The sequence below is a fragment of the Granulicella aggregans genome (assembly GCF_014203275.1).
In the GTDB taxonomy this organism is placed as follows: domain Bacteria; phylum Acidobacteriota; class Terriglobia; order Terriglobales; family Acidobacteriaceae; genus Edaphobacter.
The window spans coordinates 870,897-877,484 of sequence record NZ_JACHIP010000003.1; the positions used below are offsets into that span (position 1 = coordinate 870,897).

The following is a 6,588-nucleotide window of genomic DNA, read 5'->3' on the forward strand; positions in this document are numbered from 1 at the left end:
GCGTATAGGCGTTGCGGGGAGGGCGGACCTCCCTGCTGAGGTGGGTGGCGGAGAACCGGATGGGTCGCAGACAGGGAGGAAGTCCTCCCTTTAGGACAGCAGCCACGAATACGCCTATTCTGGATACACATCATGACGACACTCAAGACACTGCTTGACAGCTATCGGAAAGCCGCCGCAAGTGAGAGAGAAAAGGGCACTTATTTTGAGGAGCTTATTCTCTGCTATCTCCGCAATGAGGCCACGTACCGCGACCTTTACAGCGATGTTTGGACCTACGCTCAATGGGCAGCGCTACAGGGCATCGACAAGAGGGACACGGGTATCGACCTTGTTGCCAAGACAAACGGAACCGGGCAGTACCATGCCATCCAATGCAAACTCTATGCGGAAGACTACAGGCTGCAAAAAGCAGATTTAGACAGCTTTTTTACGGCGTCTGGCAAGAAGGCATTCAGTCACCGTTTAATTGTCAGCACTACGAACCTCTGGAGCGAGCATGCCGAGGACGCGATGCAGGATCAGCAGTAGCCTCCGATCATCTCCTCGAGCATGAGAGAGGTCGTCACACCCCGCAAATCTGAGCTTCGCGCAGCCATTGCGAGAGAAAGGCCCAGCCGAAGCAGGTCGTGAGCCGGATTCCCGATCACGGTTTGGTCCAGGTCGCGAATCTGAATGTCTATGTTTCCTTCGAGGTCAGAAACCGGTCCGAGGTTCCCAGTGTGACAATCCCCGCATATCCAAACAGACGGCCCCTGTGGGAGAGCTGCTTGCACCGATTTGCTCGCTAGCCAGTCGTAGAAACGGGCGGTGTTGCCCCGGACGTAAGCGTGCGCAGACTCAGCCATTTTCTGATGCTGTCTCTGTTTGATGATCGGCTTGCGTTTGTCAGGCCTTACGTTGATGGACAATCCTCTCTCATTCCTTGTTTTAGGTCGTGCATTTTGCGGTGCTCAAATTAAAGAATGGACGTGAAATCATGCGCGGGATCGATCGGCGCAGTCTCTTCTGGTTTCAGGTAGAAAGTTGCGCACTCGTCCGACAATACGCCACCCTTCACTTCCAGGTCATCGCGGAACGCTTGATTGATAAAGTCAGCAGTGTCGAAGTGTCGAGACTCAAAGTAGACAGAGTTCACATCGTTTCGGGAGGCTCCATAGACGATACGGCTCACTCCTGCCCAAAGACACGCCATAGTACACATGCCGCAAGGTTGCAAAGTGCAATAGACCGTAACGCCCTTCAGACTCGTCGATCTCCGTTCCTTACAGAGCCGCCTAATTCCCACCATCTCGGCGTGGGCCGTAGGATCAGATTGGAGATCGCCCTCGTGGAAGCTGGAGCAAACAATGTGTCCGTTCTCGACCAAGACAGCGCCGACTTGGGCTCCTCCAGGCGTAGCCTCTCCTGCCCTCGCCTGTTCTAAAGCCGCAGCCATGAATGTTAGGTCACTAGCGTCTTTCAATGATCTTCCGCCCACTGATTACTTCATACGTGTCTCATCTTGTGGCTTGCTCCGGCTTTGGAGGTAGCGCTCGCATTGGGTTCGTCTCCAATGCGAGCGTTTCTGCTACGCCCAAGGATCGATCACGATCTTGGTGACGTTCTCTTTCTTGTCCCGCCAGATTTTGTACATCTCCGGCGCCTGATCCAGCGTGATCCGGTGCGAAATGATGTAACTCGGATCGATTTGACCCTTCTCTACGCGCTCCAACAGCGGTTTCATATAGTTGTGCATGTTGGTCTGGCCCATCTTCATCGTGATGCCTTTGCCAAAGGCGGCTCCGAACGGTACCTTGTCCAACAATCCACCGTAAACACCCGGAATCGACAGCGTGCCGCCCTTCCTTACCGCCTGAATCGCTTGCCGAAGCACGCTAGGGCGGTCAGTCTCCATGAAGAGAGCCGTCTTAACCACATCGTAGATACCTTGCAGTTCGTTTGAATGCGCCTCAAGCCCAACCGCATCGATACAGCTATCGGGGCCAACTCCGCTGGTGAGATCCTTCAGCGCGGTAAGTACGCTGACATCCTCTTCCGAGTAGTCGACCGTGATCGCGCCGAGCGAGCGAGCCAAATCTAAACGCTCTTGGAAACGATCGATTGCGATGACGCGGGCAGCCCCGAGCATGAATGCACTGGCAATGGCGAATTGACCAACGGGTCCGCATCCCCAGACGGCTACGGTGTCACCGGGCTGAATCTGGGCATTTTCGGCCGCCATATACCCGGTCGGGAAGATGTCAGAGAGGAAGAGGACTTTTTCGTCGGGTAGATCGTTCTCAATTTTCAGAGGTCCAACATTCGCGAACGGAACCCGCACGTACTGCGCCTGGCCACCGGAATAGCCGCCCATCATATGCGAGTACCCGAAGAGGCCTGCGCCCGAATAGCCATAAGCCTTCTCCATCAAGTGAGCATTGGGATTCGTATTGTCACAGGCAGCCCAGTATTTCTTTTTGCAGAAGATACAGTTTCCGCAAGCGATTGTGAACGGCACGACCACGCGATCTCCGCGCTTGAGGTTTGTGACTTCGGGGCCAACCTCTTCCACTAGGCCCATGAATTCGTGTCCCATGATGTCGCCGGACTCCATCGTGGGGATGAAGCCGTCGTAAAGGTGGAGATCTGAACCGCAAATCGCCGTCCGGGTGACCTTGATGATGGCGTCGTGCGGATTGATGAGTTCAGGATCCGGAACCGTGCGCGTTTCCATGCTGCTCTTTCCCATCCAACAAACTGCTTTCATGGTTCTCTCCTGCGGCTAGTTGCCGCCCGTTGGGGTTGGGACGGTCTCACCGTAGCTCGACCGCTTGAAATTGCCAATGACGCCGCGATCGCCGTGTGGATCGAGCTGGGACCGAGGGATCTCTCCCGTTTCGGCCAGCGCCTTGAAGTGGCGGAGATTCTCGATTACAGCCTGCTTAGGATTGCGTCCTACAAGAGTTTCCCAAGCGCTTGCCAGCTTGCCCATCCGGAACTCCTGGAGGACGGTTACGACTGTGCCTACGCCGTTGGGTGCCGCGTCAAAGATCACTTCGCCAGCTTGGTCGACATCCCCGCCGATTGATCGCCAGGCAATACGCACTCCCGGCTCGTCCGCGAGCACTTCCGATTCCCAGGTGATGACTTTGCTGTCATCGTCATTTGAGGTTCTCATTGACCAGCGCGAAGTTCCCGGACCTGTCTCAACAACTTCAACCAGGTGTTCTTGCCACTGCGGGGCAGCTTCAACATCGCGCCACATCGCATAAAGAACCTGAGCATCTTTCAAGACGAGAGCGGATGTGCGCACCCAAAGCTTCCCGTCTTTGTCTTCAGGGGGAGGAAGGTAACGACCGCTAACGACCACGGATGCGCCCGTGGACCGTGGGAGGTCTTCTACGTACGGCTTTTCAGTCAATGGTGAGCTGGACATGATGTTTCTGCTCCTCGGATTGTCTAGTTAAGGCTTGCCAAGTCGGCATTGAACGACTTATGCAGACCGCCAGTGATCGGGCTTCTTCTTGTCGTTCAGGTGACGCACGCGTGCCACGACGGGAGAATGTCCCTTCCCTTTCGCCCAAGCGACAGCTTCCTCTTGGGTATTGAAAGTTCCAAGGACGTCGTTGGCGTGATCTTCAACCACATAGCCCTCGATAGCCGCGCCTTCAGGACGCCCTTTGGGGCGCGCTTCCACGAATACATTGGCCATTTCAAATCCTCCAATCTGCGAATTCCTCGCAGTTCGATGCAGCGAACCTTCGCAGAGGTGTCCCCTTGCGTCCCGCCCGCCGCGCGCCGTGAACCGATTGTTCGCCGGACGAATGAGTGCAGCGTGGAGCAACGAAAGCCGGAGATTGCTACTCGAATAAGGGGAACAAAGTTGACAGAAACACGCCCTATCCGGCAGGAACCCTTATGAACATGAAATCTGTCCCGGCCTCCTCCGCCCTTCTCGGTCTCACGCTAGCGCTCTCGCCTGCTTTCGCCCATGCAGCAACCGATGACGATAAGAAGTTTTTAGCGATGGCAGCGCAATCTGATCAGAATGAGATTGCCCTGAGTCAGCTCGCCGATCAGAAAGCCACCAATCCTGCAGTAAAGCGGTTCGCGGAGAAGATGATCTCTGAGCACACCAAGATGACGGCGAGCATGAAGCCCTTTGCAGAATCATGGGGACTGACGCCCCCGACGGGTCCAGATGCTGATCACCAGAAAGCGATCGACAAACTAAATGGACTTTCGGGAGCCGATTTCGACAAGGAGTACATCAGCGACATGGTGTCCGACCACGCGAAGGCGCTGAGCGCGTTCACGACAGAAGCGAAGGATACCAAGGACGTGAAGTTTAAGGCCGCCGTGATCAAAGGCAAGACTGCGGTTGCAGCACACAAGAATATGGCATACGACCTCAAGAAGAAGCTCTAAACGGGAACTACGCAGCGACAAACGAAGGCCCCGCCAAAAGCGGGGCCTTTTCTGCGATCTGGGGCCTATACCGCCGATGGTTCAGGTTCACCAGCGAGATCGGGTGCCGCTTTCGCTTCGTCTTCCTTGCTCTTCTTGGCGGAGTACTTCTCTTTACCGGACTTCGGTTCCTTTGGAGTCTCAGGCTCCTTCGCACTGAGCTTCATGATGGGGGCCGCAGCAGCCGTAATCTTCTTGGCTGCGGCCAGCTCTTCTTTCGTAAGCGTTTGGCGTTGGCCGTCCTTATGAGGGGTGTCAGAGTTATGTATCCACATAGCGTTATGTGGGTACATAACTAAGCGGGTGAGGTCTGGCTTGGGAGCGCGACGTTCCATGGCAGGAGGTCGTTGATCCTGCTGATGGGATGGTCGGCGATGCGATCGAGGACGTGGTGGAGATAGAGTTCGGGGTCGAGGCCGTTGAGCTTGGCCGACCCGAGGAGCGAGTAGATGGCTGCGGCGCGTTCTCCGCCCGCGTTCGATCCCGCGAAGAGATAGTTCTTCCGTCCGAGCGCGACGACCCGCAACGCGCGTTCGGCGGCGTTGTTGTCGATCTCCAGTTGTCCGTCGTCGGTGAAGCGGGTGAGCGCGGGCCATCGTGAGAGGGCGTAGCGGATCGCAGCCGCTGTATCGGACTTGCGTGAGAGCTTCGCGAGTGTCGCTTCGAGCCAGGTCTTCATGCCGTCGAGCAGAGGTCTCGCGCGGGCCTGACGGATGGCCTTCCTGATCTCCGGCGTGCTGCCTCGTATCTCGGCTTCGATGGCGTAGAGCGCGGCGATGCGCTCGATCGCTTCCGATGTAATGGGCGAAGCGTGCGCGATGTGGATCTCGTGGAACTCGCGCCGTGTATGGGCCCAACACGCGACTTCGACGATGGTTCCGGACTCGTAGAGCTGTTGGAAGCCTGCGTAAGCGTCGGCCTGCAGGGCACCCTTGTAGAGCTTCAGGTGCTGGCGCGGGTTCTCGCCCTTGCGGTCGGGCGAATAGGCGAACCACACGGCGGGTGCAGTCTGATCGCCTGAGGGCCGGTCATCGCGGACGTAGGTCCAGAGCCTTCCAGCCTTGGTCCTTCCGTTACCTGGGGCGAGCACCGGCACGGGCGTGTCGTCGGCGTGCAGCTTGCTTGCCGCCATGACGTGAACGCGCACCGCTTCGACCAGCGGCGCAAGCAGCTCGCTGGTTGCGCCGACCCATCCAGCCAACGTCGAGCGGTCGAGATCTACGCCTTCGCGGGCATAGATCTCCGACTGTCGGTACACGGGGCAGTGGTCGGCATACTTGGACACCAGCACATGCGCGAGCAGACCCGGCCCTGCGAGTCCGCGATCGATAGGCCGGGACGGTGCCGGTGCCTGCACGATCCGGTCGCAGGCGTCGCAGCTCAGCTTGGGACGCACATGACGAAGAACCTTTAAGCTGGCGCGAACGTACTCCAACATCTCGGCGACGTCTTCGCCGAGTTCACGAAGTCTGCCGCCGCAGTCGGGACACGCCTCATGACCGGGCATATGGGTATGGACTTCGCGCGGAAGATGTTCGGGCAGAGGGCGCCGAAAGGGCTTGGCCGGTGCGGGCCGTTCAGCTGGAGCGACGGCCTTCGACTCTTCGATGGCGCTGGCCGCCTGCAACTCTTCCAACTGCAACTCAAGCTGGTCGATCTGACGGAGCACCTTCTCGCTCTTCGCGCCGAAGAGCATCCGCTGCAGCTTCTCGACCAGCAGCACGAGGCGCTCGATCTCGCTCGTGCGCGAGTTGAGAGTCGCGGTATAACTCTCATGCCGGTCGATCAGCAACGCCTTCACTGCTTCAAGATCGAGCGCGTTGAGATCGGGAAGCGAGGCGGAGAACATGAACGCAGTATGCCACAAGGGTAGAGGCGATTAGCAGAAGAAAACCCGCATGAAAACTGGATAAAACCTCAAACACTCATCACCTGTTCCGCTGTCCTGACAGGCGCTCTCCAATCGATCCCTTCGAGCAGCATCGACAACTGAGCACGGCTCAGAGATACGGTGCCGCTGCTTGCCTGCGGCCATACGAAGCGCCCCCGCTCAAGGCGCTTGGCCAGCAGACATAGACCGTCGCCATCGAACCAGAGCACCTTCAAAATGTCTCCACGCCGGCCGCGAAAGACGAAGAC

The 6,588-nt window shown here is 57.5% G+C and carries 10 protein-coding genes; 2 read left to right on the top strand and 8 right to left on the bottom strand.

Annotated features, from left to right (window positions below; genetic code table 11):
- Positions 1-132 precede the first annotated feature (132 nt).
- Positions 133-531 (top strand): restriction endonuclease, encoded by a 399-nt coding sequence (locus HDF16_RS13750; RefSeq protein WP_221312733.1) that lies wholly within the window; start codon positions 133-135, stop codon positions 529-531.
- On the opposite strand, the gene HDF16_RS13755 is transcribed toward HDF16_RS13750, so the two are convergent.
- From HDF16_RS13755 to HDF16_RS13775, 5 genes are all read right to left on the bottom strand, one after another.
- Positions 522-848: a DUF2252 family protein gene (locus HDF16_RS13755; protein ID WP_246409062.1), complete on the bottom strand. Its 327-nt coding sequence runs from the start codon at positions 846-848 to the stop codon at positions 522-524. The two genes, HDF16_RS13750 and HDF16_RS13755, sit on opposite strands and share 10 nt — an antisense overlap.
- 110 nt (positions 849-958) lie before the next feature.
- Positions 959-1,465: a nucleoside deaminase gene (locus HDF16_RS13760; RefSeq protein ID WP_184217400.1), complete on the bottom strand. Its 507-nt coding sequence runs from the start codon at positions 1,463-1,465 to the stop codon at positions 959-961.
- Positions 1,466-1,570: 105 nt separating this feature from the next.
- Positions 1,571-2,749 (bottom strand): zinc-dependent alcohol dehydrogenase, encoded by a 1,179-nt coding sequence (locus tag HDF16_RS13765; protein WP_184217402.1) that lies wholly within the window; start codon positions 2,747-2,749, stop codon positions 1,571-1,573.
- 15 nt (positions 2,750-2,764) lie between these two features.
- On the bottom strand, positions 2,765-3,418 hold the full coding sequence (locus tag HDF16_RS13770) for an SRPBCC family protein (RefSeq protein WP_184217404.1): 654 nt from the start codon (positions 3,416-3,418) through the stop codon (positions 2,765-2,767).
- A 57-nt stretch (positions 3,419-3,475) separates the two neighbouring features.
- Positions 3,476-3,694 (bottom strand): hypothetical protein, encoded by a 219-nt coding sequence (locus HDF16_RS13775; protein ID WP_184217406.1) that lies wholly within the window; start codon positions 3,692-3,694, stop codon positions 3,476-3,478.
- A 206-nt stretch (positions 3,695-3,900) separates the two neighbouring features.
- Here HDF16_RS13775 and HDF16_RS13780 point away from each other — a divergent pair, with 206 nt between their 5' ends.
- Positions 3,901-4,410: a DUF4142 domain-containing protein gene (locus HDF16_RS13780; RefSeq protein WP_184217407.1), complete on the top strand. Its 510-nt coding sequence runs from the start codon at positions 3,901-3,903 to the stop codon at positions 4,408-4,410.
- Positions 4,411-4,475: 65 nt separating this feature from the next.
- Here HDF16_RS13780 and HDF16_RS30665 read toward each other — a convergent pair whose 3' ends face one another.
- From HDF16_RS30665 to tnpB, 3 genes are all read right to left on the bottom strand, one after another.
- On the bottom strand, positions 4,476-4,784 hold the full coding sequence (locus HDF16_RS30665; protein ID WP_246409063.1) for a hypothetical protein: 309 nt from the start codon (positions 4,782-4,784) through the stop codon (positions 4,476-4,478).
- Positions 4,745-6,298 (bottom strand): IS66 family transposase, encoded by a 1,554-nt coding sequence (tnpC, locus tag HDF16_RS13790; RefSeq protein WP_184217409.1) that lies wholly within the window; start codon positions 6,296-6,298, stop codon positions 4,745-4,747. The genes HDF16_RS30665 and tnpC overlap by 40 nt, the downstream gene beginning before the upstream one ends.
- 68 nt (positions 6,299-6,366) lie before the next feature.
- On the bottom strand, positions 6,367-6,588 hold a 222-nt coding region (gene tnpB, locus HDF16_RS13795; RefSeq protein WP_184217411.1), incomplete at its 5' end, for an IS66 family insertion sequence element accessory protein TnpB.

What these genes read in the sequence shown, in the direction of transcription:
- HDF16_RS30665 (WP_246409063.1), bottom strand. Translation starts at nt 4,784, where the DNA reads ATGGAACGTCGCGCTCCCAAGCCAGACCTCACCCGCTTAGTTATGTAC.
- HDF16_RS13755 (WP_246409062.1), bottom strand. Translation starts at nt 848, where the DNA reads ATGGCTGAGTCTGCGCACGCTTACGTCCGGGGCAACACCGCCCGTTTC.
- HDF16_RS13775 (WP_184217406.1), bottom strand. Translation starts at nt 3,694, where the DNA reads ATGGCCAATGTATTCGTGGAAGCGCGCCCCAAAGGGCGTCCTGAAGGC.
- HDF16_RS13780 (WP_184217407.1), top strand. Translation starts at nt 3,901, where the DNA reads ATGAACATGAAATCTGTCCCGGCCTCCTCCGCCCTTCTCGGTCTCACG.
- HDF16_RS13770 (WP_184217404.1), bottom strand. Translation starts at nt 3,418, where the DNA reads ATGTCCAGCTCACCATTGACTGAAAAGCCGTACGTAGAAGACCTCCCA.
- HDF16_RS13765 (WP_184217402.1), bottom strand. Translation starts at nt 2,749, where the DNA reads ATGAAAGCAGTTTGTTGGATGGGAAAGAGCAGCATGGAAACGCGCACG.
- tnpC (WP_184217409.1), bottom strand. Translation starts at nt 6,298, where the DNA reads ATGTTCTCCGCCTCGCTTCCCGATCTCAACGCGCTCGATCTTGAAGCA.
- HDF16_RS13750 (WP_221312733.1), top strand. Translation starts at nt 133, where the DNA reads ATGACGACACTCAAGACACTGCTTGACAGCTATCGGAAAGCCGCCGCA.